This is a genomic window from Micromonospora sp. B9E7, from assembly GCF_039871815.1.
Classification (GTDB): domain Bacteria; phylum Actinomycetota; class Actinomycetes; order Mycobacteriales; family Micromonosporaceae; genus Micromonospora.
In genome coordinates, this window is the sequence record NZ_JBDPLX010000013.1 from 156387 (window position 1) to 181374 (window position 24988).

Below are 24988 nucleotides of genomic sequence, written 5' to 3' on the forward strand. Positions count from 1 at the left end.
CTTTCACCTGCTTACCGAGTCGAAGGATTCCTCAAGGAGGTGGCGGAGTTTGCCCAGGGCTCGGGCGTTCTGGCTCTTGACGGTGCCCAGCGAGCAACCCAGCACCTGGGCGACCTCACGCTCGCTCAGGTCCTCGTAGTGGCGGAGCACCACCACCGCTCGCTGCTTGGCCGGCAGCGACATCAGCGCCCGGCGCAGGACGACCGCGTCCGGGCCGATGCCGTCCGCCGGGGTGGCCCGGTCGGGGACGTCCGCGAAGAGACGTTCACGGCGACGCCGACGCCAACCGGACGTGTGGTTGTTGACCAGGGCCCGACGGAGGTAGGCGTGCGGGTCGCCGAGCCGGGACAGCCGCCGCCACCGCTCGTATACCTTGACCAGGCTGTCCTGGAGCAGCTCCTCGGCCCGCCACCGGTCACCGCTGAGCAGCATGGCGAGCCGGATGTGTCGCTGCCACGCCACCTCGACGAACGCGACGTAGGACCGGTCCGTCGCGGACAGTGGTTTCTGTTGGTCGGTCACGCGCCTTACACGCGGCGGGATCGCCAAAGGTTGTCAGGCCGTGGGCAGTTCCGGGCCGCCGTCGAGCAGCGGGGCGAGCAGGTCGTCGTACTCCTCGACCCGGGCCAGGACCTCGGCGGCGGTGAACTGGCGGACGGCCGGTTTCCGGCCACGGGCGCCGGCCTCGACCTCGTCCCAGGTCAGCGGCGTCGACACCGACGGCACCGCCTGGGCCCGCAGGGAGTACGGCGCCACCGTGGTCTTCGCCGCGTTGTTCTGACTCCAGTCGATGAAGACCTTGCCCGGGCGGAGGTTCTTCGCCATCTTCGACACGATCAGCTTCGGGTGGGCCTTCTCCAACTCCTGGGCGATCCGTCGGGCGTAGTCGGAGACGACGTCCGACGACTGGGTGCCCGCGATCGGGCAGCAGAGTTGCATGCCCTTCTTGCCGGAGGTCTTCGGGTACGACTCGATCCCGTCGTCGGCGAGCCGGTCACGCATCAGCACCGCCACCGGACAGCACTCGGCGAGCCCGGCCGGCGGCCCCGGATCCAGGTCGACGACCATCATGTCCGGGTGCTCGCCGACCTTCCACTGCGGCGTGTGCAGCTCCAACGCGGCCAGGTTGGCCAGCCACACCAGCGTGGGCAGGTCGTCGGCGACCACGTAGTCGATGGTCTCCCGGCCCTTCGTCGACCCGGGAGCGGGCAGGTTCTCCACGCGCACCCAGTCCGGGGTCGCGGCCGGCGCGTTCTTCTCGAAGAACGACTTGTCGTCCACCCCGTTGGGGAAGCGGATCCGGGTCACCGGCCGGTCCCGCAGGTGCGGCAGCAGCACCGGGGATATCCGGGTGTAGTAGTCGATCACCTCACCCTTGGTGAAGCCCGCCGCCGGGTAGAGCACCTTGTCCAGGTTGGACAGCTCCAGCGGGCGACCCTCGACGGTCACCCGTAGCCGCTCACCCGGCATCGTCGACCTCCTCCGGAGGTTTGTCCGGGCGCAACCGCAGCACCCGGGGGAAGCGCAGCCGGCCGTCGGGGGTGCGCTGGCCGTACTTCACCTCCACGACCACCCGGGGTTCTACCCAGATGGCCCCCCGAGCATCCTCGCGCGGCACGCCCGGCGCGAACGGTGACGCGCCGGACCGCAGCGGCTCCAACTCGGCGAGGAGCTGCCGTTCGATGGCGGCGCCGATACCGCCACCAACCCGCCCCCGATAGATCAACTTGCCGTCCGGGCCGGGCACCCCGACCAGCAGACCGCCGATCCGACGCGCGCCCGGTCGCCAGCCACCGACGACGAAGTCACCGGTCACCTCCAGTTTGACCTTCACCCAGTCCGGGGAGCGCACCCCCGGGCGGTAGACGGCACCGACCCGCTTGGCCATCACGCCCTCCAGGCCGTGCTCGGCAGCCGCCTCGTAGGTGGCCTGGCCGTCGGAGAAGACCGGCGGCACCGCCCACCGGGCACCACCGAGGGCGAGCGCGTCCAGGGCCTCGCGGCGGCGCTCGTACGGCCAGCCCGTCAGGTCGTCGCCGTTCCACCGCAGCAGGTCGAAGATCATGTACGTCACCGGCATGACCGCCGCCAACCGGGCCGCCTTGTTCCGGTCCCGCACGTGCATCCGCTCGGCCAACGCGGTGAACGACGGCTGCCCGCCCTCGCCGAGCAGCACCACCTCGCCGTCGAGCAGCACGTCGTCGACCTGCTCGGGCAGAGTGGCCAGCTCGGGATAGGCGGCGGTGATCTCGACGCCGGATCGGGCATACAGGTGTTGAGCACGGCCGGAGATGTCGGCGAGCGCCCGGATGCCGTCCCATTTGAACTCGTAAGCCCAGCCGTCACCTGCGGGGAGCGGCCCGGTCATCGCGAGCATCGGCTTGAGCGGCGCTCCGGGCACGACCCGACTGTAGTACCAGGCCGAACACCTCGCGTCCGGTTCTTTCGGATGCGAGCATGGTCGATACCGGGGAAGGGAGCGCAGGATGCGTGCCATCTGGAAGGGAGCCGTGTCGTTCGGGCTCGTCTCGATCGGAGTGAAGCTCTACTCCGCGACCGAGGAGAAGGACATTCGGTTCCACCAGGTCCACCGCGAGGACGGCGGCCGGATCCGCTACAAGCGCACCTGCTCGGTCTGCGGCGAGGAGGTCACCTACGACGACATCGCCAAGGGCTACGACATCGGTGGCGGGGAGATGGTGATCCTCACCGACGAGGACTTCGCCGAACTGCCGCTGACCAGTTCCCGTGCGATCGACGTGCTGGAGTTCGTTCCGGCCGAGCAGGTCGACCCGATCCTCTACAACAAGGCGTACTTCCTCGAACCGGAGGGCGCGGCGACCAAGCCGTACGTGCTGCTGCGCGACGCGCTGATCGACTCGGAGCGGGTGGCCATCGTCAAGGTGGCGCTACGCCAGCGGGAACAGCTCGCCACGCTCCGGGTCCGCGAGGGCGTACTGCTGCTCAACACGATGCTCTGGCCGGACGAGATCCGTACCCCGGATTTCGGTTTCCTCGACGAGGACCTCAAGGTGCGCCCGCCGGAGCTGGCGATGGCCAGCTCCCTGATCGACTCGATGACCGGTGAGTTCGAGCCGGACGTCTTCACCGACGACTACCGCGCGGCGTTGCAGGAGGTCATCGACGCCAAGGTGGAGGGTCGGGAGGTCGTGCAGCCGGAGGAGGTCGAGGAGGCGCCGGCCGCCGCCGTGGACCTGATGGCCGCGCTGAAGGCGTCGGTGGAGCGCGCGAGGACCGCCCGCGGCGAGCAGCCCGCTCGTGGCGGTGGCGGTGAGCCGACGCCCATCTCGTCGGCTCGATCCGCCCAGAAGACGGCCGAGAAGAAGGCCGCCAAGGCCCCGGCGAAGAAGACAGCGGCGAAGAAGACGGCCGAGCCGGCGAAGAAGACAGCCGCCAAGAAGACCCCCGCGAAGAAGACGGAGCCGGCGAAGAAGACGACCGCGCGCAAGACGGCACCCCGCAAGAGCGCCTGACCGGACGGCAGCGGCGGCGGTGTCCGCCGCACCGGGTACGCTCCGCCGGCCGCTGGCGACCCGGAGGAGCCCCCCATGTCGTACACCCCTGATCTGAACCGGTTGCTGACGCCCGGCGCCCGCTTCACCGACGAGCACGGCGGATACGTGATCGAGGTCCACCCCGTGGGTGACGTCGTGCTGCCGACCGGCCGGGTGGTCGGCTGTGACCCGCTGGTCTGCCCCGAGGCCGAGCCGTTCACGGTGACCGTGCCGCCCGGGCGGCATCCCGCCCGCGCCTGGGTGGCCGTGGTGTTGCGCGAGGACGCCGAGGTGGACCGGCGGGTGGCCGCGTTCGAACTGGTCGTCTCCGACGAGCCGACCGACCGCTGGGAGCCGGCCGTCGCGGGCGACCAGGACGTCGCCACCCTCGGCGCTGACGACTACTTCGGGTACGGGGTGGACGCCGGCGTCGGCACCCTCGCCGATCCGACGGCGCTCGCCGCCCTGGAAGGCTGGGACGAGGATCGGGTCGAGGAGGTCTTCATCCTGGACGAGCTGCCCGCGTCCCCGGTGCCGGGTCTGATCACCGCTGTTCTGGACGAGGCCAGCGGGGCCAACGTCGTCACCGTGGCCACCGGTTGGGGAGACGGCTGCTACGGCACCTGGATCGGTCGTACCGCCGACGGACGGATCACCTCGTTCGTGACCGACTTCATGGTCGTCCCGGAATAACGCCCGGGAAGGTCCCGGAACTCCCGCGCTGGGCGATCCGAGGCGTCCGCGGCGGGCACGGTGGGCCGCGGTGCGGGTACCGTGTGCGTCGGCTTTCCCCCCGGCACCGGGTGCCGGCCACACTTCGCAGCAGGGAGTCGACGACGTGAGCGAGCGGACGCAGCAGAAGGGCCCAGACCAGAGCCCGGCGACCAAGTCGGGGCGCCGGTTGGCCGCCCAGTTGGCCGCGAAGAAGGCAGCCGACGCGAGGCGGAAGCGCAACGCGTGGATCAGCGGCCTCGCCGCGGTCGTCGTGGCCGGAGGTTTGATCGCCCTCTTCGTGGCGATCGGCGGGGGCGACGACGAGCCCAAGACCCAGGCCGACGCGACTCCGTCCGCTTCGGCTCCGGCCCCCGACGCGCCCGGCGCTCCCCCCGCCCCGCAGTTGCCCGAGGGCGCCGACCCGGCGCTGGGCACCAAGCCGACGGTGACGCCGGGCACGGGTGACCTCAAGAAGCTCACGGTCACCCCACTGATCAAGGGCACGGGCCCGGCAGTGCAGAAGGGCCAGAACATCACCACCAACTACGTGGGGGTGTTCTTCAAGGACGGCAAGGAGTTCGACTCCTCCTGGAGCAGCGGGCAGCCGGCCACCTTCCCGATCGGCGTCGGTCAGGTCATCCCCGGTTGGGACCAGGGCCTGGTCGGCGTGACCGTGGGCAGCCGGGTGCAGCTCGACATTCCGGGCGAGCTGGCGTACGGCAACGACGAGGCCGCCGCCGGCGGACGCCCGACCGGCCCGCTGCGCTTCGTGGTGGACGTTCTCGCCGCCCAGTGACCTGACCGAATCGTCCCGGTTGTCCACGGATCGCGATGGAGTTGTTCACATGGGGCTTCCGGCCCGTCACCCAGCGGCAGTAGGTTCGTCGTCACCCCGGGCGGTTCGCCGCCCGGGGTGAGATCCGTAACCAGGACGCGGAGGTGCATGTGACGGCGCTGGACGAGGCCGGACGGACGGCCCGCCTGATGTGGGCGTACTTCGAGCCGGTGCACGCCGTCACCTACCTCCATCCCCGGGCCCGCGCCGCGTACGAGGCGGTCGGACTACGCGGCTACTGGCGGGGTTACTTCGCCGGCCGGGCCGCGCCGCTGGGCGCCACCGAGGCGGCCCCGGTGGTCGCCGCCTTCTTCAACTTCGCGCCGCCGATGGTGGCCCGGGCGCTGCCGGCGGTGTGGCGGTTGGCCACCCCGCAGGAGGCGCTCCGCGCCCGCCTGACCGGCGCGGTGCAGGCGCTCGCGGAGCTGACCTACGAGCTGCCGGAGTCGCACCTGGCGGAGGCTGCCAATCTGCTGGAACGGGCCGCCTCGGCGGTGCAGACCGCCGGCCGCGTGCTCGGCGCGGCCAACGCGGCGCTGCCGGTCGGGGAATACCCGCTGGCCCGGCTCTGGCAGGCCGCCACGACGCTGCGCGAGCACCGCGGCGACGGGCACGTGGCGGCGCTGGTGGCCGCCGGGCTGGACCCGGTCGAGACGCTGGCCGGGCGGGTCGCGCTGGATGGTTCGCCGCCGCAGTACCTGCTGGGCCGGGGCTGGTCCGAGGAGCAGTGGAAGGCCGCCCGCGAGCGGCTCACACAGCGGCACTGGCTGACCGGGGACGGCGCGGCCACCGAGCACGCCCGGGCCGAGTTCCAGGCCGTCGAGGACGCCACCGACCGGGCCGCCGCGCACCCGTGGCAGGCGCTCGGCCCCGACGACACGGATCGGCTCCGGGAGCTGTTGGAGCCGATCGCCAGGTCCAGCCACACACTGCTCCCCGAGGGCAGCCCGCTCGGCCTGCCCGCGCTGCCCGGCTGACCGGGCGCCCACCGGTCGGGCAGGATGGTGCCGTGACGGATGCGGTGGTCTTCGACCTGGACGGCGTGATCGTGGATTCCGAGCCGGTGTGGGAGGAGGTCCGCCGGGCGTACGTGGCAGCGCACGGCGGGACCTGGCAGCCGGACACGCAACGCCGCCTGATGGGGATGAGCACCGGCGAGTGGGCCCACTATCTCAGCGGCGAGTTGGGTGTCGGCCGCACGGCCGAGCAGGTCGCCGCCGAGGTCGTCGAGGAGATGACCCGGCGCTACCGGGACCACGTACCCCTCATCGACGGCGCCGACCAGGTCGTCCGCCGGCTCGCCGCGCGCTGGCCGCTGGGGTTGGCAAGCTCGTCACCGACCCGGCTGATCGAGGCGGCGCTGGCCGCCACCGGCCTGACCGACGCGTTCGGCGCGACCCTCTCCACCGAGCAGACCGAGCGGGGCAAGCCCGCGCCGGACGTGTACCTGAGCGTCGCGGGACGCCTCGGCGTCGACCCGGGCCGCTGCGTGGCCGTGGAGGACTCGTCCAACGGGGTTCGCTCCGCCGCCGCGGCGGGCATGCGGGTGGTGGCGGTGCCACACGGTTCGTACCCTCTCGACCCGGACGCCGCCCGGCTGGCCACGGCGACGCTGAGCGCGATCGGTGAGCTGACCCCGGAGCTGGTGGACGACCTGGGTTGACCCGGGCCGGGAGGGGTAGAGACCACGAATGAAGGCCATCGTGTACGAGCGCACCGGCGACCCTTCGGTGCTGGAGTTGGTCGACCGGCCGGTGCCGGAGCCGGCTGCGGGCGAGGTTCTGGTGCGGATGGCGGTCTCGGGGGTCAATCCGACGGACTGGAAGTCCCGCCGCAGCTCCGCGCCGGACCGGTGGCAGATTCCCGGGCAGGACGGCGCGGGGGTGGTGGAGGCCGTCGGCGAGGGGGTCGATCCCGATCTGATCGGTGAGCGCGTCTGGATCTGGGAGGCGGCCTGGCAGCGGCCGTGGGGCACGTCGGCGGAGTACACGCTGGTGCCGGTCCGGCAGGCGGTACGCCTCGGCGCCGCCCCGTTCGAGCTGGGGGCCGCCCTGGGCATCCCGTTCCTCACCGCGCACCGGTGTCTGACCGCCGGCGAGTTCATGCCTGACACGTTGCGCGCGGGTGCGCTGGCGGACCACACCGTGCTGGTGCAGGGCGGCGCGGGCGCGGTCGGCAACGCCGCGATCCAGCTCGCCCGCTGGGCCGACGCCACGGTCATCGCGACGGTGAGCAGTGCGGAGAAGGCACAGCTCGCGGCGGCGGCCGGCGCCTCCCACGTGGTCAACTACCGGGAGCAGGACGTGGTCGAGGAGGTCCACCGGATCACCCCCGACGGGGTCCACACGATCGTGGAGGTCGCCCCGGCCCAGAACGCGGCGGTGGACGTGCAGGTGCTGCGGCACGGCGGCGCGGTCTGCGTGTACGCGGACAACGGCGGGGGTGAGGTGAGCATCCCGATCCGGGCGATGATGGCGCCGAATGCCCGCTGGCAGTTCGTGCTGGTCTACACCGAACCGAAGGCGGCCAAGGCGCAGGGTGTCAAGGACGTGGCGGCGGCGGCCAGCCAGGGCGTGCTGCGGGTCGGCGCGGAGGCTGGCCTGCCTCTGCACTACTATCCGCTGGCTGAGACGTCCGCGGCGCACCAGGCGGTGGAGGACTCCACGGTGGGCAAGGTGCTGGTGACCACCAGCGACGCCTGATCGGGTCGCGCACCACCCGATTTCGCCGTCATCAGGACAGAAGCGAAGAAGTTTCGCAACAATGACGGTGCGGGTCATCCGCGTGGAACGGGCGGCCCCGGCGCGGTGCGAACGCCGGGGCCGCCCCCTGGGGAGGGATCTTCAGGAGTTGCCCCTGCCCCAACAGGCGACAGTGCCTGGGAAAACGTTACGGGGCTGTCAGCTCCCGGACAGTCAGCTCGCCCTCGGCGTACTGCGAACGGACGACCTTCTTGTCGAACTTGCCCACGCTGGTCTTCGGCACCGCGTCGATGAACGCCCAGCGCTCGGGCAACTGCCAGCGCGCCACCGAGGCGGCCAGGAAGTCCCGCAGCTCCTCGGCGGTCACCGAGGCGCCCTCCCGGACCACCACGGTGGCCAGCGGCCGCTCGTCCCACCGCTCGTCCGGCACACCCACCACACACGCCTCCAGCACCGCCGGGTGGCCCATCAGCGCATTCTCCAGCTCCACCGAGGAAATCCACTCACCGCCGGACTTGATCACGTCCTTGGCGCGGTCGGTCAGCGTGATGTAGCCGTCCGGCGAGAGGGTGCCCACGTCGCCGGTACGCAGCCAGCCGTCGCGGAACTTCTCCTCGTCCGGGGCGTCGTCACCGACGTACCGGGCGGTCACCCACGGCCCACGGACCTCCAGCTCGCCCACGGCCCTGCCGTCGGCGGGCAACGGCTCGGCCGACGGGCCGACGATCCGCGCCTGCACACCCGCCGGCACCCGCCCCTGGGTGTAGCGGTAGCGCCACGCCTCCTCGCCGGTCGCCCCGGCCGGCGGGCGGGCGACCGACCCAAGCGGGGACATCTCGGTCATCCCCCAGGCGTGGATGACCTCGACCCCGTGCCGCTCGTCGAACGCGTGCATCAACGCCGGTGGGCAGGCCGAGCCGCCGACGATCACCTCGGTGAGCGAGGAGGTGTCCACGTCGTGGCTGTCCAGGTAGGCCAGCAGATCGGTCCAGATGGTCGGCACCGCGCCGGCCAGGGTGGGCCGCTCCGCGGCGATCATCTCGGCGATCGGCGCGGCCTGGAGGAACCGGTCCGGCATGATCAGCGACGCGCCGGAGAGGAAGGCCGCGTACGGCAGACCCCACGACATGGCGTGGAACATCGGCACGATGGCCAACTCCCGGTCGGTCGGCCCGAGACCGAATCCCTCCGGCATGCAGACCTGCAACGAGTGCAGGTAGATCGACCGGTGCGAGTAGGCCACGCCCTTCGGGTTTCCGGTGGTGCCCGAGGTGTAGCAGAGGGCCGCGGCGTCACGCTCGTCCACCTCGGGCCAGTCGTACACCTCGGGGCGGTCGGCGAGCAGCGCGTCCCAGTGGTGCACGGTGATGCGGTCGCCGGCTGCCGCCACCAGCGGCGCCGGGTCGCCACCGCCGACCACCACCACGTGCCGCACCGTGCTCAGCTCGCCGATCACCCGGGCCAGCAGCGGGATGAGCGTGGTGTCGACCAGCACCACCCGGTCCTCGGCGTGGTTGGCGATGTAGACGACCTGGTCGGGGAAGAGCCGGATGTTGAGCGTGTGCAGCACCGCACCCATGCTCGGCACCGCGAAGTAGGCGACCAGGTGCTCGTTGTTGTTCCACATGAAGGTGGCGACCCGCTCGTCGCCGGTCACCCCGCACTCGTCGCGCAGCGCGTGTGCCAGCCGAGCGGCGGAGCGGCCCACCTCGGCGTACGTCATCCGGCGGGGCTCGGCGCCGGTCCAGGTCACCACCTCGGCCGTGCCGTGCACTCCTGCGCCGTGGTCGAGGATCCGGGAGACCTGCAGAGGGGCGTCCATCATCGTGCTACGCATGGGTAACAAGCTAGTGTCGCCGGTCACACGTTGGGAACCCCCGTAAGTTGTCGCAGGTGAGCATCTCCTGGGCCGACTCATACGTAGGGCAGTTGCGCGCGATCGCCGGGGACCGGACGCTGATGTTCGTCGGCGCACGTGCCGTGGTCAGCGACAACGCCGGGCGGATCCTGCTGATCCAGCGCTCCGACAACGGCCAGTGGGCCATGCCGGCCGGCGCGATGGAGCTGGGCGAGTCGATCGCCGACTGCGCGGTCCGCGAGGTCCGCGAGGAGACCGGGCTGCGCGCGTTGCGGGTCTGCGCGTTCGCCCTCTACACCGGGCCGGACCGGACCAGCACCAACATGTACGGGCACACGTACCAGGTCTTCACGACGGCGTTCAAGGTGGAGGAGTGGGACGGGCAGCTGGCCCGGGTCACCGACGAGACCACCGACGCCGGCTTCTTCCCCCGGGACCGGTTCCCCGCCCCGCTCTCCACCTCGGTCCTGGAGACCCTGGCCGACCTCGACGTCTTCGAGCAGACGAACCGGCTGATCCTGAAGTAGGTCGGGCCCCGGAGTCGACTGACTCCGGGGCCCGACCCGCCCGGATCACTCCGTCGGCACCACACCGATGTCGATCGTCACCACGCCACCGTCCACCACCTCGACCACCGCGCTGTCGGCGTAGGGGGCGTTGTACGGCGATTCCGGCACCAGCGTGACGTCCGAGTCGGTGGCGTCGTCCCCGACGTCCGGGGTGGTGGGCAGCCAGCCGTAGGTCAGCCCGGCCCGGACGACGTACCGCCCCGGCGGCAGCGCGCGGTCGTAGCTGCCGTAGATCGACACGCCGGACGTGGGTGCGCCGATCGGGGACCCGCCCTCCGGGATGAACGTCAGCATGTTCACCGGCGGGTCGTAGCCGATCAGCGGCTCACCGGCGTCCCGCTGGCCGTCGCGGTCCTCGTCGTACCAGGCGGTGCCGCGAACGTTGCCCTGGGGCAGGTAGCTGGTCGTCGCGGAACGGGTGTTGTTGGCCTGGTTGACGTCCGGATTGGCCGAGGTCACCCCGGCGGTCAGGGTCAGCTGACCGGCGGGCGTACCGGCGCCGGCCGTGACGTCGAGCGGGAGATAGTGGTACTCCCACCGGTACACGGCGTCGCGACGGCACTCCCAGTACCAGACGCCGGTCTCGGCGTCCTGCCCCGGCTCGCAGGTCCAGTCCGGGTTGCCAGCGCCACCGCCGGCCGTCGGCCGCACCGTGGGGGCGAGCATCAGGCGGACCCGGACGTCCTCGGCCGGCTGGTCGGACAGGTTCTCCACCACCACCCCGACCTGCGCGGTTTCGCCCGCGACCACCTGGTCGTCGAGGAGCACCACGTTGGTGACCGCGATGTCGGTGGGGTCCACCGGGCCGGCCCCGGCGTAGCGGTACAGCACGTCCGTCTCGTTGCCCGAGTCGGTCAGCCACTCCGGGCTGGACGTGGTGACCCGGCCGTGCACGCCGAAACGCGTGTCGTCGGCGCCGCCCGCGGCCCGCATCGGGATGGTGATGGAGGTGGTGGCGTCCGGGGCCAGCGGACCGGCGGTGCAGACCAGCGGCGTCGACGCCAGGTCGCAGGTCCAGCCGTCGCCGCCGGACGGCTCGCCGTCGAGCGTGACGCCGGCCGGCCGGTCGACGACCAGCCGGAGGTTCTGCGCGGTGGCCGTCCCGATGTTCCTGACCGTGAACATCGGCTGGAGCGGGCCGCCCTCGACCGGCACGTCCGTCTCGGGCCACACCCCGGTGTCCGGGCCGGGCAGCAGATTCAGCTCCGCGGCGAGCGCGTAGGTCGTCCGGACCTGGTCGGTGTTGTTGGTCCTGCTCACCTCGCGGGCGCTGGTCGAGGCCGTCGCCTCGATGGTGGCGACCGTCCCGGCCGGGCCGGCCGGCAGGCCGAGGTAGATCTGCAGCGGCTCGGCCGAACCGCCCGCCGGCACCGGGCCGTGGATGTGGACGCATTCGAACGTGGTGTAGTCGCACTGCCAGGATGGATCGCCGACGATGGAGCTGCCGGCGGGCAGCTTGAAGGAAATCCGGACATCTTCCACGCCCGCCGTGCCGATGTTGTCGACAGCGGCCCGTACGACCACCACCGTCCGGTCCGGTCGGATCAGGGCTGAGGAGCTGACCGTGGTCAGGTCGAGCCGTAGGTCGGCCCGGCCGGCGGCCGCGGCGGCGGCGGGTGCGACCGGCATCGTCGCGGCCGATCCGGCCGCGGTGAGCAGCGCGAGACCGGCACCGAGCAGTCGGCGTCCGAGGTGTTGAGGCATGCACGTCCCCCGAGTGGTAGGAGACCGCGCGCGGCCGGCGGGCCGGTCGCGTGCGGCACCGGCCGGTACGCCCCGTGCGACCCGGCCGGGGAACCGCCTTTCGGCGGTTCCCCGTAAAGGACGTCAGGAGCCGTGATTTCGTTACATGATCCACACGGGATGGACCGTGGTCCGTACGCGCCCGGATGAGAGCGTGAATGCCGGCTCCACGCGGAGGGTCACTGGGGCAGCCGGAGCCCGGCGAAGAATCCTTCCTGGATCCAGTTCGGGTACGCGACGGGCAGCTTGGTGGCCTCGTCCAGCTCGGTGAGATCCTGCTCGGTCAGGGTGAGGTCCGAGGCGGCGATGTTGTCCACCAACTGGTCCACCTTGCGCGCACCGACGATCACGCTGGTCACGGCCGGCCGGGACAGCAGCCAGGCGACCGCCACCCGGGCCGGGCTGACGTCGTGCCGCTCGGCGACGCCCTTGAGCACGTCGACCACTCCGAAGGCGTGCTCCGGGTCGAACGGCGTGAAGCTGGTGTAACCGGGCTGCGCGCTGCGTGCGCCGCTGTCGGCGACGGTGCCGTCCCGGCCGACCTTGCCGGAGAGGAAACCACCGGCGAGCGGGCTCCACACGGTCAGCCCGACATTCGCGTCGAGCGCCATCGGCACCACGTCGCGCTCCACGTCCCGACCCAGCAGGGAGTAGTACTCCTGCACGGAGACGAAGCCGGCCAACTTCTCCCGAGCGGAGATGCCCAGCGCCTTGGACATCTGCCAGGCGGCGAAGTTGGCGGCGCCGATGTAGCGGACCTTGCCCTGCCGGACCGCGTCGTCCAGCGCCCGCAGCATCTCCTCCATCGGAGTGACCTGGTCGAAGTTGTGGATCTGGTACAGGTCGATGTGATCGGTGCCCAGCCGGCGCAGGCTGTCCTCCAGGTTCTGCATGATGTGCAACCGGGAGGTGCCCACGTCGTTCGGCCCGGGGCCGGTCCGGGAGTGCACCTTGGTGGCCAGCACCACGTCGCGACGCCGCTTGCCGAGCGCCTGACCGAGCAGTTCCTCACTCTCGCCGTCGCCGTAGCCGTCAGCGGTGTCGACGAAGTTGACGCCCGCGTCCAGCGCCGTGTCGACCATCCGCTGCGCCTCGGGCAGCGCCAGCCCGCCGAGGGTTCCCCAGAGTGGGTGCCCACTGCCACCGAAGGTCATCGCGCCGAGCGAGATCTCCGAGACGTACACCCCGGTGTTGCCCAACAGCCGGTACTTCACGTGTGTTGCTCCTCGTGGTGGGTCGGAGGCCGAGGTCAGGCACCCCGTGGTCACTATGTCGGACACTGTGTCCGACAACGAGCGTACGTCGCCGACCCGACCGCCGGCCACCTAGGATTCCGGCTATGCCCTCGATCACCCGCCGCCGCCCGCGCAACCCCGACGGCCGGGCCGCCGTCGAGGCGCGGGTGCTGGCGGCCACCGAGCGTCTTCTGCGGGAGGGGACCCGTTTCACCGACCTCGGGGTGCAGCGGATCGCCGCCGAGGCCGGTGTGGCGCGGTCGACCTTCTACACCCACTTCCGGGACAAGAGCGAACTACTCATGCGCCTCGCCGGCACCATGCGGGAGAGCTCCTTCGAGCGCACCGGCGGCTGGGATCCGGGTGGACCCGGTGACCCGCTGGCACGCCTGACCGAGGTCTTCGCCGACGTGATCCGGATCTACCGGACCTACGCCCCGGTCCTGGCCGCAGTCAGCGAGGTCGCCGCGTACGACGAGGTGGTCCGGGAGTACTGGGCAGCGGGGCTGGAACGGTTCGTGGCGCGCACCGTGGACGCGCTCCGGATCGAGCAGGAGGCCGGGCGTGCGCCCGCCGACCTGGACGTGAGGGCCGCCAGCCGGCTGATCGTCGTCGGCGGCGACCGCTTCCTGGCCGACCACGTCAGCACGACCACGGCCGACCCCGACACCGACGCGGCGGCCGCCCGGGAGTTGGCCGCGACCTGGTGGTACGGCGTCTACCGCCGTCCCGCCTGACCCTTGGTCGACTCTGGTTCACGAAAGTCGGGGCATCCCTGGCACTCGGACACCCCGACTTCGCTGACCACGAGTCGATCAACCCGGCCGTACTCAGATCATCGTCTGGGACTTGGCCTCCATGTCGGCGGCGGCCTCCTCCTTGGATTCGCGGGTCAGCGGCTTGCCGCCCGCGGCCGGAGCCTTACCGCCGAGCGGGTCGGCGCCGCCGGTCGCGCCCTGCGGGCCCGCGCCCCGCAGTTGCGCGTTGGGCAGCGTCAGGGTGACCACCACCGCCAGGATCGCGATCAGGCCGGCGGTCAGGAAGACCATGTCCAACGCGTCGACGAAGGCTCCCTGGATGGCCGCGCGCACCGGCCCCGGCAGGGCCAGGATGGTGGCCGGGTCGTTGATCGAGATGTTGGAACCACCACTCGCCGCCACGGCGGCCTGCTCCTCTGGCGGGAGCTGGGCGATCGCGGCGGGCAATCGGTCCGCGAGCCCGCCGGTCAGCCGGGACGAGAGCACCGTGCCGAGGATCGCCACCCCGAACGAACCGCCCAGCGACCGGAAGAACGTCGCCGAGGAGGTACCGGCCCCCAGGTCGCGTACGGAGACCGCGTTCTGCACCGCCAGGATCAGCGACTGCATGCACAGACCCAGCCCGATGCCGATCACCACCATGAACCCGAAGGCCACCCAGAGCGAGGTGCTCACCTCCAGTCGGGTGAACAGGAACATGCCGACCAGGAGGGTCACCGAACCGGCCACCGGGAACCACTTGTACCGGCCGATCCGGGTCATCGCGCGGCCGGTCAGGATCGAGGTGATGATGATGCCGGCCATCATCGGCAGCATCAGCAGACCGCTTCGGGTCGGCGAGGCGCCCTTGACGATCTGCAGGTAGAGCGGGATGAAGATGATCGAGCCGAACATCACCAGACCGATGATGAGCAGCGCCGAGTTGGCCAGCGCGAAGGTGGCGCTGCGGAACAGCCGCAGCGGCAGGATCGGCTCGGCCACCCGGGCCTCCTGGATGACGAAGAGCACCCCCAGCACCGCACCGACGACGAACAACCCGATGATCACGCCGGAGCCCCAGGCGTACTCGTTGCCACCCCAGCTCAGCGCGAGCAGCAGTGAACTCACCCCGGCGACCAGCAGGCCGGCGCCGAGCCAGTCGATCGAGTGGTCCCGGCGTTCGAACGGGATCAACCGCATCACGTGGTAGCAGACCACGATGGCCAGGATCGCCAGCGGCACGTTGATGTAGAAGATCCACCGCCAGTCGGTCTCCGCGAAGTAACCACCGACCAGCGGCCCGGCCACCGACGAGATCCCGAAGACGGCACCGAACAGACCCTGGTAGCGACCGCGCTCCCGGGCGGACACCACGTCCGAGATGATGGTGAACGCGAGCGTCAGCAGACCACCGGCGCCGAGACCCTGGATGCCCCGGGTGACGATCAGCTGGGTCATGTTCTGGGACAGCCCGGCCAGCAACGACCCGACCAGGAACGTGCCGATCGAGAAGAGGAAGACCGGTCTGCGCCCGTACAGGTCGGCCATCTTGCCGTACAGCGGCGTCGACGCGGTCGAGGCGAGCAGGTACGCGGTGACCACCCACGAGTAGTGGTTGATCCCGCCCAACTCGCCCACGATGGTCGGCAGGGCCGTGCCGACGATTGTCTGGTCGAGCGCGGCCAACAGCATGCCGGTCATCAGACCGAGCATGAGCAGTCGGATCTGCTGACGGTTCAGCACCGGCACGTCAGGGGCTTCGGTGGTCATGTGCCCTTCTATCCCGACAGCCCAAGAACATGCCGCCGCCCCCGAGAAAAACCCCACCAACCCTGTTGATCAAGAGGTTTCCGTCAGGAAACACCGCGTTCCTGACGGAAACCTCTTGATCAACAAAGCGTGGGTGGGGGCGGGGGTGGGGTGGGGTGAGGTTAGGCGGTTGCGAAGGTTTGGGTGATCTTCTGGCAGAAGGCGGGGAGGTCGTCGGGGTTGCGGCTGCTGGTGAGGTTGCCGTCGGTGACGCACTCCTCGTCCACCCAGGTCGCGCCCGCGTTGGTCAGGTCGGTACGCAGGGTGGGCCAGGACGTGATCCGGCGACCACGCACCACGTCCGCCTCGATGAGCGTCCACGGACCGTGGCAGATCACCCCGACGGGCTTGCCCGCGTCGAAGAACGCCTTCACGAACCGCACCGCGTCCGGGTCGCCCCGCAGGAAGTCCGGATTGGCCACCCCACCGGGCAGCACCAGCGCGTCGTAGCCGGCGGCGTCCGCCTTGTCCGCGGTCACGTCCACGTCGTACGTCTTGGACTGGTCCAGATGGTTGAAGGACTGGATGGTGCCGGGCTTCAGCGAGACCAGCTCGACCGTCGCGCCGGCGTTCTCGACCGCCTCGCGCGGCTGGACGTACTCGACCTCCTCGACGCCGTCGGTGGCCAGGAAGGCGATCCGCTTGCCGTGCAATGCCGTTGTCATGTCGGTACATCTCCTTTCCGGGGGTACCTCAATCCCCTTCCCCGCCCGGAACGCCCGAAACAGACCCGGCCGGTGACGAACCACCGAAAGGCGCACGACCAGCGGGGGAACCCACCGGCGCGCAGGTTTGGCCAGGAGGGCGGTGGGGACCCGGGGAGGCATGGCAGGAGCAGCAGCGGAACAGCGCCGGCTCGCCACCGTCGTGGAGAGCTGGCTCGGACGCCCAGTCCTGATCGTCGGTGACGCCATGTTGGACGAATGGCGGTTCGCCGACTCCGATCGGCTCTGCCGGGAGGCACCCGCTCCGGTCCTGACCCTGCGCAGACGGATCTCCGCAGCCGGTGGTGCCGCGAACACCGCGGTCAACGTCGCCGCCCTCGGCGGCCGGGCGGTGCTGGTGGCACCGGTCGGCGCCGACGTGGCCGGCGACGAACTGCACGACTGTCTGGACCGCGCCGGCGTCTGGGACCGCACGGTCAACCAGCCAGGACGGCCCACCCCGGTCAAGCGGCGGATGCTGGCCGGCAACCAGATCCTGCTGCGCGAGGACTCCGGCGACCCGGACGACGCACTCGATCCGGAGGGGGTGAGCCGGCTGCTCACCGCGCTGGACTGCGCCACCGAGGAACTGCGCGCCGCCGCCGGTGGGGAGGCGCCGACCCTGGTGGTCTGCGACTACGGCCTGGGTGCGCTGCCCGCGCCGGTCCGCGCGTGGCTGGTCGAGCAACGCGAGCGGTACGCCACGGTGGCGCTGGACGCCCACGACCTGGCCGACTGGCGGGGGCTCGCGCCGACCGTCGTCACTCCCAGCTTCGCCGAGGCGACCCGCCTGCTGGCCCGCGCCAGCGGTACGACCCGACCGGCTGGCGGGAGCGACCTGCACCTGGAACACCCGGACCACGACCCGGCCGACGGTCCCTCCGAGATGACCGCGGGCGCGGCACCGGGCGCGGTGCGCGCCGACGACGTCGCCGACAGCGCCACCGACCGCCCCGGGCCGGTCGGTGAGCCCGTCCGAGGCGAGGGCCGGGTGGCCCTCACCGGCGACGGGCTCAGCGTCACCGGCACCGGCGTCACCGTGAACACCCAGGCCGGGGAGGGCGTCGACCGGGCGGTACTGGCCGAGTCGCGCCTGGCCGAGCTGCGCGCGCACACCGGCGCGGACGTGGTCGCGGTGACCCTGGACACCGAGGGCGCGGTGGTCGGCGGCGCCGACGGGGCGCCGCGACGCAGCCACAGCACCCCGGTCCCGGCGAGTCACGCCGTGGGCGCCGGGGACGCGTACCTGGCGGCGATGACGTTGGCCCTGGCCGCCGACGCGCCGCTGCCCACCGCCGCCCAACTCGCCCAGTTGGCGGCCACCATCACCGTCTCCGACACCGGCACCTGCGTGTGCCGGCGGGAGGACCTGCTCACCGCGCTGGACCACCCGACCGTAACCACGGACCGTACCGCGTTGGTCGGCACCGACGAGTTGGACGCGATCGTCGCCGAGTACCGCGAGGCGGGACGGTCGGTGGTGTTCACCAACGGCTGCTTCGACGTGCTGCACCGCGGGCACGTGCGCTACCTGCAACAGGCCCGCGCGCTGGGCGACCTGCTCATCGTGGCGGTCAACTCGGACGGCAGCGTACGACGGTTGAAGGGCCCCGACCGTCCGGTCAACCCGGTCGAGGATCGGGGTGCCCTGCTCGCCGCGCTGGCCTGTGTGGACCACGTCGTGGTCTTCGAGGAGGACTCGCCCACCGCGCTGATCGAGGCGGTCCGGCCCGACGTCTACGTCAAGGGCGGCGACTACCCGCCGGAACTGGTCCCGGAAGCCCCGCTGGTGCGCCGGCTGGGCGGCCAGGTGCGCACCCTCGGGTACGTGCCGGACCGCTCCACCTCCGCGATCATCGAACGGATCCGGTCACACAGCCAGGAGCCGTCGTCGTACGCCTCGGATCGCACGCCCGACCCGTCGCTGAGCACCCGCACCCAGGCGTCGTGAACCGCCCCCTCGACCTCGGCGCCCCGGGGGAGTTCCGGGCCGACCGGCTGCTCGACGTGCTGATTCCGACCCGGAACCGGCCCGCCGAACTGGCGGTCACCCTGGCCGGGCTCGCCGCCCAGGACGGGGTACCCGGCTTCGGGGTGGTGGTCAGCGACCAGTCCGACGGGGAGCCGGCGTACGCGCACCCCGCCGCGGCCACCGTGGTCCGGGCGCTGCGCCACCGGGGTCACCCGGTGCTGCTGACCCGTCGACTGCCGCGCCGGGGGTTGGCCGAACACCGGGCGTACCTGCTCGCCGCCTCGACCGCCCGGTACGTCCTCAACCTCGACGACGACATCTGGCTGGAACCGGGGGCGATACACCGGCTGGTCACGGCGATCGGCGAGCTGGGCTGCGGGTTCGTCGGCAACGGCGTGCACGGGCTCTCGTACGCCGACGACGTGCGGCCGGAGTCGCACGGGCACTACGAGGAGTGGATCGGCCCCCCGACGCCGGAGCGGATCCGCCCGGACACGCCGCAGTGGAATCGCGCCCGGATCCACTCGGCGGCCAACCTGCTGCACATCACCGAGAAGTTGGCGCTGCCGCCGGGCGCGTGGCGGGCGTACAAGGTCTCCTGGATCGGCGGGTGTGTGCTCTACGACCGGGCCAAGCTCGTCGACGTCGGCGGCTTCGACTTCTGGCGTCGAGTGCAGGAGAAACACCAGGGTGAGGACGTGGCCGCGCAGCTCGCGGTGCTGGCCCGGTACGGCGGGGCTGGCATCCTGCCCAGCGGCGCGTACCACCTGGAGTCTCCGACCACGGTCACCGACCGGGACGTCGAGGCGTGGGAGGTGGTCCTCGCCGAGGAGGACACCCCCCAACCAGCCTGATCACCGTCACCGCGTGGTGAGCAGTTCCCGGGCCGCTTCGAGGACCTCGACCACCGGCACGTCCGCCACGAACGAGTCCCGGTGTGGGCACTCGCCGTCGCCGGGGCGGTGCGGGTAGATGCCCGGTGTGCAGTCCACCCCGCAGACCGGGCAGTGCACCGTCCAGGAACAGATCGGCCGGTGCCGGCCACGCAACGGATTCGCCGTGTTGATCAGGTTGCCGACCCAGAAGATGCCCACCGTGGACGTGCCCACCGCGGCGGCCACATGCAGCGGGCCGGTGTCGTTGGAGACGACCAACGCGCAGTCGGCGTAGCAGCCCAGTAACCCGCCGAGGCTGAGCGTCCCCACCTGCGGCCGGACCGGGACCCCGGCCGCCGCGACGACCTGGTCCACCACGTCCTGCTCGGAGGGCGTGCCGGTGACCAGCACCTCGTAGCCGTCGCCGTGCAGCTCGCGGGCCACCTCGGCGAAGCGCTCGGCGGGCCAGCGGCGACGGGTGTCGCTGGCTCCAGGGTGCAGCGCCACCCGGGGTCGGTTCGCCGGACCGAGCACCCGGGCCGCTTCGGCCCGGTCGGCGTCGGTCACCGTCAGCGTCGGAGTGATGGTGGTGGCGGGTGCCCCCACCAACGCCACCACCTCCAGGTAGCGGATCACCTCGTGCTGGTAGTAGACGTAACGGAGCCACCGGTCCAACGGCGGCGCGTCGTCGGCGCGTAGGCCGACTGTCACCCGGGCGCCCAGACGACTCATCAGCGGGTTCGAGTTGGCGCCGCCACCGTGGATCTGCACCGCCAGGTCGAAACCCGCACCGGAGGCAGCGGCGACGAAGTCGTCCATCGACGACTCCGGTTCACCCGGGTCCGGCGTACGGATGCCGGGTGCCGGCGGCACCACCAGGACCCGGTCCACCGGGCCCGGCCGGTCGCGCCAGAGCTTCGCGTGCCACGGCGCGCCGAGCAGCACGATCTCCGCCGAGGGGTACGCGGCACGCAACGCGTCCAGCGCCGGCAGGACGAACACGAAGTCGCCGAGCGCGTTGGCGCGCAGCACGGCGATCCGCCGCACGTCGGGAAGGCGCTCGACGGTCGGGCCGAGCACGGACGGGGTGACCACGCAGCCCGCTACTGCCGGTCGATCTCGCCGACGGTGTCCGGGCGGTGCAACTCCCGGTCCGCGGCGGGATCGGCCGGCATCGGCGTACCAGTGGAGGCACCGGAGCGCGGCCCGGTGCGGCCGACGGTGATGGTGCGCGGCGCGGGCCGGGTCGCCCGGGGCACCCGGACCCGGAGCAGCCCGTGATCCATGACCGCGTCGATACCCTCCGGGTCGACCCGGGACGGCAGGTCGATCCGGTACTCGAAGCCACGGGTCTCGAAGCCGCCCGGGATGCCCTGATCGGCGTTGACCTCCGCCTCGGAACGGGCCCGCACGCACAGCTCCCGGTCGTCCAGCTCGACCGCCACCTCCTCCGGCGCCACCCCGGGCAGCCGGACGACGACCTCCCAGCCGTCCGAGGTCTCGGTCAGGTCGACGTCGGACCCGCCGGCGCGACCACCGACCAGGCGGCTCAACTCGGCGCGCAACGACTGCAACTCGCCCATCGGGTCCCAGCCCTGCTGGCGGCCCCGCCACCCCCGGCCGAAACCGCCGCTCTGCTGCTCGCTCATCACACCTCTCCGGTCCGCCGGGCGGCCGTGGTGGGCCGCAGTGAGCTGGGCGCGTCCAGGCCGGCATCCCGGTCGACGCCCACACCGAGCCGGTCGACCAGCTCGCCGCCGAGCCAGGCGCTGATGCCGAGGATCGCCACCGCGACCAGCTCGATGGCGATCAGCGCGCCGCCGGCGGCGCGCGAGTCCGCGTTGAGCCGGACCGCCCAGACGGCCGCGAAGAGCAGGATCACCGCGACGTTGGCGGCCGCGTGCAGCAGACCCACCCGCTTGGCGCGGGTGCCGGTCGGGATCGCCAGCAGGTCGAACGAGCCGGCCACCGCGGCGAGCAGGCCGCCGATCAGACCGACGGTGATGTTCCAGTACGCGACCTCGGCGAGGAAGTCGGGACCGCCGACCGTGTCCACCAGGTCGAACAGCACCGCGGTGACCAGCAGCGCGACCGGGAACATGACCAGCATCGGATGGACTGGGTGACCCAGCACCTTGAGTCGGCTCTCCATCTCCCGGCCTCCACTGGTCGGCGTGCTGCGGACGGTGCGTGCGGCGGGCGTGTCGGGTGAGGCCGTACCCCCGACAACCGAGCACAAACCTCGCCCTGGTCACGGCGGCCTAGGCTGACGAGTGGTGGTGCCCGCCAACGGGTCAACGCCTGAGGGAGGATCAACGTGACGGTGGAGATCACTTCACACGAGGAGCTGCGCGACCTGCTCGGCGCGCCGAACGCACGGGCCGCCGACAAGGAGCGCGTCCGCCTGCACGAGCGGGACCGCGAATGGCTCGCCGCCTCGCCGTTCTGCCTGGTGGCCACGGCCGGCGCGGACGGCAGCTGCGACGTCTCCCCCAAGGGCGACCCGGCGGGCTTCGCCCTGGTGCTGGACGACACCACCATCGCACTGCCCGAGCGGCCGGGCAACAAGCGGGCCGACGGCTACCACAACATCATCGACAACCCACACGTCGGGCTGCTCTTCATGATCCCCGGGCGGACCGACACGCTGCGGATCAACGGGCGGGCCCGTCTGGTCAGCGACGCGCCGTGGTTCGACGACATGGTGGTCAAGGGGCACCGGCCGGTGCTCGCCGTGGTGGTGGAGATCGAGCAGATCTTCTACCACTGCGCGAAGGCGTTCCTGCGGTCCGCGTTGTGGAAGCCGGACACCTGGCAGCCCGACCTGCTGCCGTCCCGGGCACGCCTGATCAAGGAGGTCGAGGCGCCGACGGAGAGCCTGGAGGACCTGGAACGGCACTACGGCCCGGAGTACGCCAAGAGGATCTACGTCTGAGTGGGCAAGGCGCCAAGGGCGTCAGTGGTCACGGTCACCGCCGGACCGTACCCACCACCACCGACGCTTTTCAGGACCCCGAATCGGCGGACACCATCCACAGGTGACCGTCCGGGTCGGCGAAGACGCCCGCGTACCCCCAGGGTTGTGCGGTCGGCTCGGTGACCACCTCGGCGCCGGCGGCGCGCGCCCGCTCGACGATCGCGTCCGCGTCGGCCGGTGCGGTGACACCGAGGTTGAGCAGGCACTCACTCTGCCCCCGCGGAGCGACCTCGTGCCGACCGATGACCCAGCCGAAGCCCCCGGTCGGGACGAGCATCAGCCGCAGCCCGTCGTTGACCACGAACTGCAACGGCTCCGGAATGCCGTCGTCGGCCAACTCGCCCACCGCGTGGAGACCGAGGCCGTCCCGGTAGAAGCGGTACGAGGCCGCCCGGTCGGCGACGGGCAGACTGACGATCACCGGCGTGAAGGTCATTAGTGGAAGCCTCCGAGATGTGGACCGGTCGCTGGCGCAGGACGCGCCACACTCGACAGCGGCCTGCCGAGCCCACGATAAGCCGTGGCAGCCGGCAGTACCGCTCCTTCATGCTGTGCGACACCAGCACGGCATGAAGGAGCCCGCGCATGCGAGTTGATCGGGAAATGCCAGACATGAGCGTCGACGACTGGCTGTCGGACACCCGCACCTCCTACGACACGGTCGCTGTCAGTTACGCACATCTGGTACGCGACCTCCTGGCGGAAGCACCCTACGAACGCGCGGCTCTGGCGTTGTTCGCCGAACTCGTCGTCGCAGCCGGGGGTGGGTCGGTCGCGGACGTGGGCTGCGGGACGGGACGCATCACCGCCTACCTGCACACGCTCGGCGTCGACGCCTTCGGGATCGACCTCTCACCCGGGATGATCGGGGTCGCCCGCCGTGATCACCCCGGCCTGAGGTTCGAGGTCGGCTCGATGACCGACCTCGACCTGGCCGACGGTTCGGTTGCCGGCCTGATCGCCTGGTACTCACTCATCCACATCCCCGACGACCAGCTCGGCACGGTGTTCGCGCACTTCCGGCGGGTGGTGCGTCCCGGTGGTCCGCTGCTGCTCGGCTTCCACGTGGGCGACGAGACAACCCTCAAGACCCAGGGCTACGGCGGGCACCCGATGAAGGTCAACGTGCATCGTCGCCAGCCCGCTCAGATGGCAGCCTGGTTACGTACGAGCGGTTTCCGGGTCGAGTCGCAGACGACTCTCACCTCGCCCGAGAGCAAGCTCGGAGGAATCGTCTTCGGTCGACGCGAGCCCTGATCCGGGCGGGCGCGGTGCCGCCCCGGCTCGGCACGTGGGCGCGGTCGACGAAGGAACTGGAGGTATCCGATCGGACGACTACCGAACTGGATCTTGGTAGGTAACCTGCCAGTGCGGTGCCTGAAGGTTCTCCCTCTGGGTTCTCTTGCTGACACTTGAGGAAACACCGCTGGGGCCCCCGGTGCACCGGGGGCCCCTTCCATGGCTTCGTGACATGGCGGTGGACTTCGGTAGTCGGCTCGGGAGGGAGCGGTGGCCAGTGCCTGGCGGGGAGCCCCATGACGACATATCGGCGTCGTAGGCACTGGCGACGCGGCCACTGGGTCAATGACCACCGCGTCAATCGCCCCCGCCCTGCCCGGACCAATCCGGGCGGAGCGGGCTGCCTGTGGCTTGTCGGGGCCACGATCGCGATCCCGTTCGTTGCCCTGTACTGGGTCGTGAAGGCGTACGTCAGGTGGCATGCCGCGCGGGTCGTCCTCCTCGTCGTCGTGTGGATCAACGCCGTGGTGGCGGGCGTGGGTGCGGCGTCGCAGGACGCCGAAATGTGGCCGGCCGCAGCACTCTTCACGGTGATCGGCGCGCTCATGGGCTGGCACGTGTGGCACACGTCTACTCGTGGTCGACGCAATGCCGAGGACGTGGCTTGACGCGATCCGCAGACCGGCCGGAAGCCCTGACCGATCCGAGGTTGGGTGTTCAGCGCCTGGTCTCGTACCTGGTCAGGACCACGCCGTCAGGGAACGTCCGGGTCTCCACCAGGGTCAGGTTCACCCAGTTGTCCAGGGCCGCGAAGAACGGCCTGCCGCCACCCAGCAGGACCGGATGGGTGACGACCGCGTACTCGTCGATCAGTCCGTCCCGCATGGCCACCCCGGCGACGGTGGCACCGGCGACATCCATGGGACCGCCCCCCGGCAGTGAGCCGGGTGATCTCGGTGAGCGCGTCGCCGGTCACCAGGCGGGCGTTCCAGTCGACCGTGCGGGTCGTCGAGGAGAACACCACCTTCGGCATGTCCCGCCAGCGGCCGGCGAACTCGATCTCCGCCGGTGTGGCACCCGGCCGCTGGTCGGCGGTCGGCCAGTGGGAGCTCATCGCCTCCCACAGTTTGCGCCCTACAGCGCCGTGCCTGTCGCCGCCACCCGGTCGGACCACCACTGGAACAGCTCGTCGCTCGGCACACCCCAGCCGAGGTCGTCTCCGCGTGCGGCGATGTAGCCGTCCAGGCTCACGTTCATACCGAAGGTCAGTCTCCGCATCGTGTCAGCCTCCCGTGAGTTGGCACTCGGCGTACAGACCAGCACGGCGCGGAAGAATCATCGGTCAGGCCACGCCGAGGGCCGGATGGCGTGATCGACCTCGGAAACGGCGAAGCCCAGGCCAATGACCTGGGCTTCCGTGCCGAGCCGCCTGACGGAATCGAACCGTCGACCTACGCATTACGAGTGCGTCGCTCTAGCCGACTGAGCTAAGGCGGCAACGATC

Annotated in this window: 27 protein-coding genes and 1 tRNA gene; 13 read left to right on the plus strand and 15 right to left on the minus strand. The window is 71.2% G+C overall.

Translation table 11 applies throughout. The features are described 5' to 3' along the window. Window positions 1-3: 3 nt before the first annotated feature. From ABGB10_RS21445 to ligD (ABGB10_RS21455), 3 genes are read right to left on the minus strand one after another with little or no spacing between them, the layout of a single operon-like run. Entirely contained in the window at window positions 4-522 is a 519-nt protein-coding gene (locus tag ABGB10_RS21445) for a SigE family RNA polymerase sigma factor (RefSeq protein WP_347662660.1), read from the minus strand. A gap of 33 nt (window positions 523-555) precedes the next feature. Further along, on the minus strand, window positions 556-1470 hold the full coding sequence (ligD, locus tag ABGB10_RS21450; protein WP_347662661.1) for a non-homologous end-joining DNA ligase: 915 nt from the start codon (window positions 1468-1470) through the stop codon (window positions 556-558). After that, complete coding sequence (ligD, locus tag ABGB10_RS21455) at window positions 1460-2401, minus strand: non-homologous end-joining DNA ligase (RefSeq protein ID WP_347662662.1); 942 nt, start codon at window positions 2399-2401, stop codon at window positions 1460-1462. The genes ligD (ABGB10_RS21450) and ligD (ABGB10_RS21455) overlap by 11 nt, the downstream gene beginning before the upstream one ends. An 85-nt stretch (window positions 2402-2486) precedes the next feature. Between ligD (ABGB10_RS21455) and ABGB10_RS21460 the strand changes: the two genes are divergently transcribed. From ABGB10_RS21460 to ABGB10_RS21485, 6 genes are all read left to right on the plus strand, one after another. Further along, on the plus strand, window positions 2487-3494 hold the full coding sequence (locus tag ABGB10_RS21460) for a Ku protein (protein WP_347662663.1): 1008 nt from the start codon (window positions 2487-2489) through the stop codon (window positions 3492-3494). A 75-nt stretch (window positions 3495-3569) separates the two neighbouring features. Continuing rightward, entirely contained in the window at window positions 3570-4208 is a 639-nt protein-coding gene (locus ABGB10_RS21465; protein WP_347662664.1) for a DUF4241 domain-containing protein, read from the plus strand. Between the two features lie 145 nt (window positions 4209-4353). Then, window positions 4354-5025 carry an FKBP-type peptidyl-prolyl cis-trans isomerase gene (locus ABGB10_RS21470; protein WP_347662665.1) on the plus strand — a complete coding sequence of 224 codons (672 nt, stop codon included), beginning with the start codon at window positions 4354-4356 and terminating at the stop codon, window positions 5023-5025. A gap of 188 nt (window positions 5026-5213) precedes the next feature. After that, a complete protein-coding gene (locus ABGB10_RS21475) occupies window positions 5214-6041 on the plus strand; it encodes a hypothetical protein (protein ID WP_347662701.1) in 828 nt (275 codons plus the stop codon). 32 nt (window positions 6042-6073) lie between these two features. Further along, the gene (locus tag ABGB10_RS21480; protein ID WP_347662666.1) at window positions 6074-6727 is read left to right on the plus strand and encodes an HAD family phosphatase; all 654 of its coding nucleotides are present in this window, start codon (window positions 6074-6076) and stop codon (window positions 6725-6727) included. A gap of 28 nt (window positions 6728-6755) precedes the next feature. Beyond that, complete coding sequence (locus ABGB10_RS21485) at window positions 6756-7766, plus strand: NADPH:quinone reductase (RefSeq protein ID WP_347662667.1); 1011 nt, start codon at window positions 6756-6758, stop codon at window positions 7764-7766. Between the two features lie 187 nt (window positions 7767-7953). Here the strand turns inward: ABGB10_RS21485 and ABGB10_RS21490 are convergent, their stop codons facing one another. After that, window positions 7954-9603: a fatty acid--CoA ligase gene (locus ABGB10_RS21490; RefSeq protein ID WP_347662668.1), complete on the minus strand. Its 1650-nt coding sequence runs from the start codon at window positions 9601-9603 to the stop codon at window positions 7954-7956. A gap of 56 nt (window positions 9604-9659) precedes the next feature. Here ABGB10_RS21490 and ABGB10_RS21495 point away from each other — a divergent pair, with 56 nt between their 5' ends. Beyond that, window positions 9660-10151: an NUDIX domain-containing protein gene (locus ABGB10_RS21495; protein WP_347662669.1), complete on the plus strand. Its 492-nt coding sequence runs from the start codon at window positions 9660-9662 to the stop codon at window positions 10149-10151. Window positions 10152-10196: 45 nt separating this feature from the next. Here ABGB10_RS21495 and ABGB10_RS21500 read toward each other — a convergent pair whose 3' ends face one another. Together ABGB10_RS21500 and ABGB10_RS21505 are read right to left on the minus strand one after the other, a co-directional pair. Next, window positions 10197-11897 carry a hypothetical protein gene (locus tag ABGB10_RS21500; RefSeq protein ID WP_347662670.1) on the minus strand — a complete coding sequence of 567 codons (1701 nt, stop codon included), beginning with the start codon at window positions 11895-11897 and terminating at the stop codon, window positions 10197-10199. A gap of 218 nt (window positions 11898-12115) precedes the next feature. After that, entirely contained in the window at window positions 12116-13150 is a 1035-nt protein-coding gene (locus tag ABGB10_RS21505; RefSeq protein WP_347662671.1) for an aldo/keto reductase, read from the minus strand. Window positions 13151-13275: 125 nt separating this feature from the next. On the opposite strand from ABGB10_RS21505, the gene ABGB10_RS21510 reads away from it, so the two are divergent. Beyond that, the gene (locus ABGB10_RS21510; RefSeq protein WP_347662672.1) at window positions 13276-13908 is read left to right on the plus strand and encodes a helix-turn-helix domain-containing protein; all 633 of its coding nucleotides are present in this window, start codon (window positions 13276-13278) and stop codon (window positions 13906-13908) included. 93 nt (window positions 13909-14001) lie between these two features. Here the strand turns inward: ABGB10_RS21510 and ABGB10_RS21515 are convergent, their stop codons facing one another. Both ABGB10_RS21515 and ABGB10_RS21520 read right to left on the minus strand, forming a co-directional pair. Then, complete coding sequence (locus ABGB10_RS21515; protein WP_347662673.1) at window positions 14002-15678, minus strand: MDR family MFS transporter; 1677 nt, start codon at window positions 15676-15678, stop codon at window positions 14002-14004. A 161-nt stretch (window positions 15679-15839) separates the two neighbouring features. After that, on the minus strand, window positions 15840-16382 hold the full coding sequence (locus tag ABGB10_RS21520) for a type 1 glutamine amidotransferase domain-containing protein (RefSeq protein WP_347662674.1): 543 nt from the start codon (window positions 16380-16382) through the stop codon (window positions 15840-15842). Window positions 16383-16542: 160 nt separating this feature from the next. Here ABGB10_RS21520 and rfaE2 point away from each other — a divergent pair, with 160 nt between their 5' ends. Both rfaE2 and ABGB10_RS21530 read left to right on the plus strand, forming a co-directional pair. Beyond that, window positions 16543-18372: a D-glycero-beta-D-manno-heptose 1-phosphate adenylyltransferase gene (gene rfaE2, locus ABGB10_RS21525; RefSeq protein WP_347662675.1), complete on the plus strand. Its 1830-nt coding sequence runs from the start codon at window positions 16543-16545 to the stop codon at window positions 18370-18372. Further along, a complete protein-coding gene (locus tag ABGB10_RS21530; protein WP_347662677.1) occupies window positions 18369-19247 on the plus strand; it encodes a glycosyltransferase family A protein in 879 nt (292 codons plus the stop codon). Before rfaE2 ends, ABGB10_RS21530 begins: the two co-directional genes overlap by 4 nt. Window positions 19248-19253: 6 nt before the next feature. Here ABGB10_RS21530 and ABGB10_RS21535 read toward each other — a convergent pair whose 3' ends face one another. The 3 genes from ABGB10_RS21535 to ABGB10_RS21545 are packed head-to-tail and all read right to left on the minus strand — an operon-like array spanning window position 19254 to window position 21420. Next, complete coding sequence (locus ABGB10_RS21535; RefSeq protein WP_347662678.1) at window positions 19254-20363, minus strand: glycosyltransferase family 9 protein; 1110 nt, start codon at window positions 20361-20363, stop codon at window positions 19254-19256. Between the two features lie 8 nt (window positions 20364-20371). Further along, window positions 20372-20917: an Hsp20/alpha crystallin family protein gene (locus tag ABGB10_RS21540; RefSeq protein WP_347662679.1), complete on the minus strand. Its 546-nt coding sequence runs from the start codon at window positions 20915-20917 to the stop codon at window positions 20372-20374. Continuing rightward, the gene (locus tag ABGB10_RS21545; RefSeq protein ID WP_347662680.1) at window positions 20917-21420 is read right to left on the minus strand and encodes a DUF2231 domain-containing protein; all 504 of its coding nucleotides are present in this window, start codon (window positions 21418-21420) and stop codon (window positions 20917-20919) included. Before ABGB10_RS21545 ends, ABGB10_RS21540 begins: the two co-directional genes overlap by 1 nt. A gap of 165 nt (window positions 21421-21585) precedes the next feature. Between ABGB10_RS21545 and ABGB10_RS21550 the strand changes: the two genes are divergently transcribed. Further along, window positions 21586-22203: a pyridoxamine 5'-phosphate oxidase family protein gene (locus tag ABGB10_RS21550; protein WP_347662681.1), complete on the plus strand. Its 618-nt coding sequence runs from the start codon at window positions 21586-21588 to the stop codon at window positions 22201-22203. 70 nt (window positions 22204-22273) lie between these two features. On the opposite strand, the gene ABGB10_RS21555 is transcribed toward ABGB10_RS21550, so the two are convergent. Beyond that, window positions 22274-22681, minus strand: coding sequence for a VOC family protein (locus tag ABGB10_RS21555; protein WP_347662682.1), 408 nt, complete (start codon window positions 22679-22681; stop codon window positions 22274-22276). 149 nt (window positions 22682-22830) lie between these two features. Here ABGB10_RS21555 and ABGB10_RS21560 point away from each other — a divergent pair, with 149 nt between their 5' ends. Together ABGB10_RS21560 and ABGB10_RS21565 are read left to right on the plus strand one after the other, a co-directional pair. Beyond that, the gene (locus tag ABGB10_RS21560) at window positions 22831-23502 is read left to right on the plus strand and encodes a class I SAM-dependent methyltransferase (protein WP_347662683.1); all 672 of its coding nucleotides are present in this window, start codon (window positions 22831-22833) and stop codon (window positions 23500-23502) included. A gap of 440 nt (window positions 23503-23942) precedes the next feature. Then, window positions 23943-24152, plus strand: coding sequence for a hypothetical protein (locus tag ABGB10_RS21565; protein WP_347662684.1), 210 nt, complete (start codon window positions 23943-23945; stop codon window positions 24150-24152). A 49-nt stretch (window positions 24153-24201) separates the two neighbouring features. On the opposite strand, the gene ABGB10_RS21570 is transcribed toward ABGB10_RS21565, so the two are convergent. The 3 genes from ABGB10_RS21570 to ABGB10_RS21580 all read right to left on the minus strand — a co-directional run bounded on the left by ABGB10_RS21570 (window position 24202) and on the right by ABGB10_RS21580 (window position 24981). Continuing rightward, window positions 24202-24405, minus strand: a complete 204-nt coding sequence (locus tag ABGB10_RS21570; protein ID WP_347662685.1) for a dihydrofolate reductase family protein — start codon at window positions 24403-24405, stop codon at window positions 24202-24204. Window positions 24406-24618: 213 nt separating this feature from the next. Further along, complete coding sequence (locus ABGB10_RS21575) at window positions 24619-24762, minus strand: hypothetical protein (RefSeq protein ID WP_347662686.1); 144 nt, start codon at window positions 24760-24762, stop codon at window positions 24619-24621. Window positions 24763-24907: 145 nt separating this feature from the next. Further along, window positions 24908-24981 (minus strand) — tRNA-Thr (locus ABGB10_RS21580). Window positions 24982-24988 lie beyond the last annotated feature (7 nt).

Bases quoted from the DNA above. Each gene is read 5' to 3' on its own strand.
- ABGB10_RS21490 (WP_347662668.1), bottom strand. From the start codon at position 9,603: ATGCGTAGCACGATGATGGACGCCCCTCTGCAGGTCTCCCGGATCCTC.
- ABGB10_RS21540 (WP_347662679.1), bottom strand. From the start codon at position 20,917: ATGAGCGAGCAGCAGAGCGGCGGTTTCGGCCGGGGGTGGCGGGGCCGC.
- ABGB10_RS21545 (WP_347662680.1), bottom strand. From the start codon at position 21,420: ATGGAGAGCCGACTCAAGGTGCTGGGTCACCCAGTCCATCCGATGCTG.
- ABGB10_RS21485 (WP_347662667.1), top strand. From the start codon at position 6,756: ATGAAGGCCATCGTGTACGAGCGCACCGGCGACCCTTCGGTGCTGGAG.
- ligD (WP_347662661.1), bottom strand. From the start codon at position 1,470: ATGCCGGGTGAGCGGCTACGGGTGACCGTCGAGGGTCGCCCGCTGGAG.
- ABGB10_RS21475 (WP_347662701.1), top strand. From the start codon at position 5,214: ATGTGGGCGTACTTCGAGCCGGTGCACGCCGTCACCTACCTCCATCCC.
- rfaE2 (WP_347662675.1), top strand. From the start codon at position 16,543: ATGGCAGGAGCAGCAGCGGAACAGCGCCGGCTCGCCACCGTCGTGGAG.
- ABGB10_RS21520 (WP_347662674.1), bottom strand. From the start codon at position 16,382: ATGACAACGGCATTGCACGGCAAGCGGATCGCCTTCCTGGCCACCGAC.
- ABGB10_RS21515 (WP_347662673.1), bottom strand. From the start codon at position 15,678: ATGACCACCGAAGCCCCTGACGTGCCGGTGCTGAACCGTCAGCAGATC.
- ABGB10_RS21555 (WP_347662682.1), bottom strand. From the start codon at position 22,681: ATGACCTTCACGCCGGTGATCGTCAGTCTGCCCGTCGCCGACCGGGCG.
- ABGB10_RS21465 (WP_347662664.1), top strand. From the start codon at position 3,570: ATGTCGTACACCCCTGATCTGAACCGGTTGCTGACGCCCGGCGCCCGC.
- ABGB10_RS21560 (WP_347662683.1), top strand. From the start codon at position 22,831: ATGCGAGTTGATCGGGAAATGCCAGACATGAGCGTCGACGACTGGCTG.
- ABGB10_RS21500 (WP_347662670.1), bottom strand. From the start codon at position 11,897: ATGCCTCAACACCTCGGACGCCGACTGCTCGGTGCCGGTCTCGCGCTG.
- ABGB10_RS21570 (WP_347662685.1), bottom strand. From the start codon at position 24,405: ATGGATGTCGCCGGTGCCACCGTCGCCGGGGTGGCCATGCGGGACGGA.
- ABGB10_RS21510 (WP_347662672.1), top strand. From the start codon at position 13,276: ATGCCCTCGATCACCCGCCGCCGCCCGCGCAACCCCGACGGCCGGGCC.
- ABGB10_RS21460 (WP_347662663.1), top strand. From the start codon at position 2,487: ATGCGTGCCATCTGGAAGGGAGCCGTGTCGTTCGGGCTCGTCTCGATC.
- ABGB10_RS21575 (WP_347662686.1), bottom strand. From the start codon at position 24,762: ATGCGGAGACTGACCTTCGGTATGAACGTGAGCCTGGACGGCTACATC.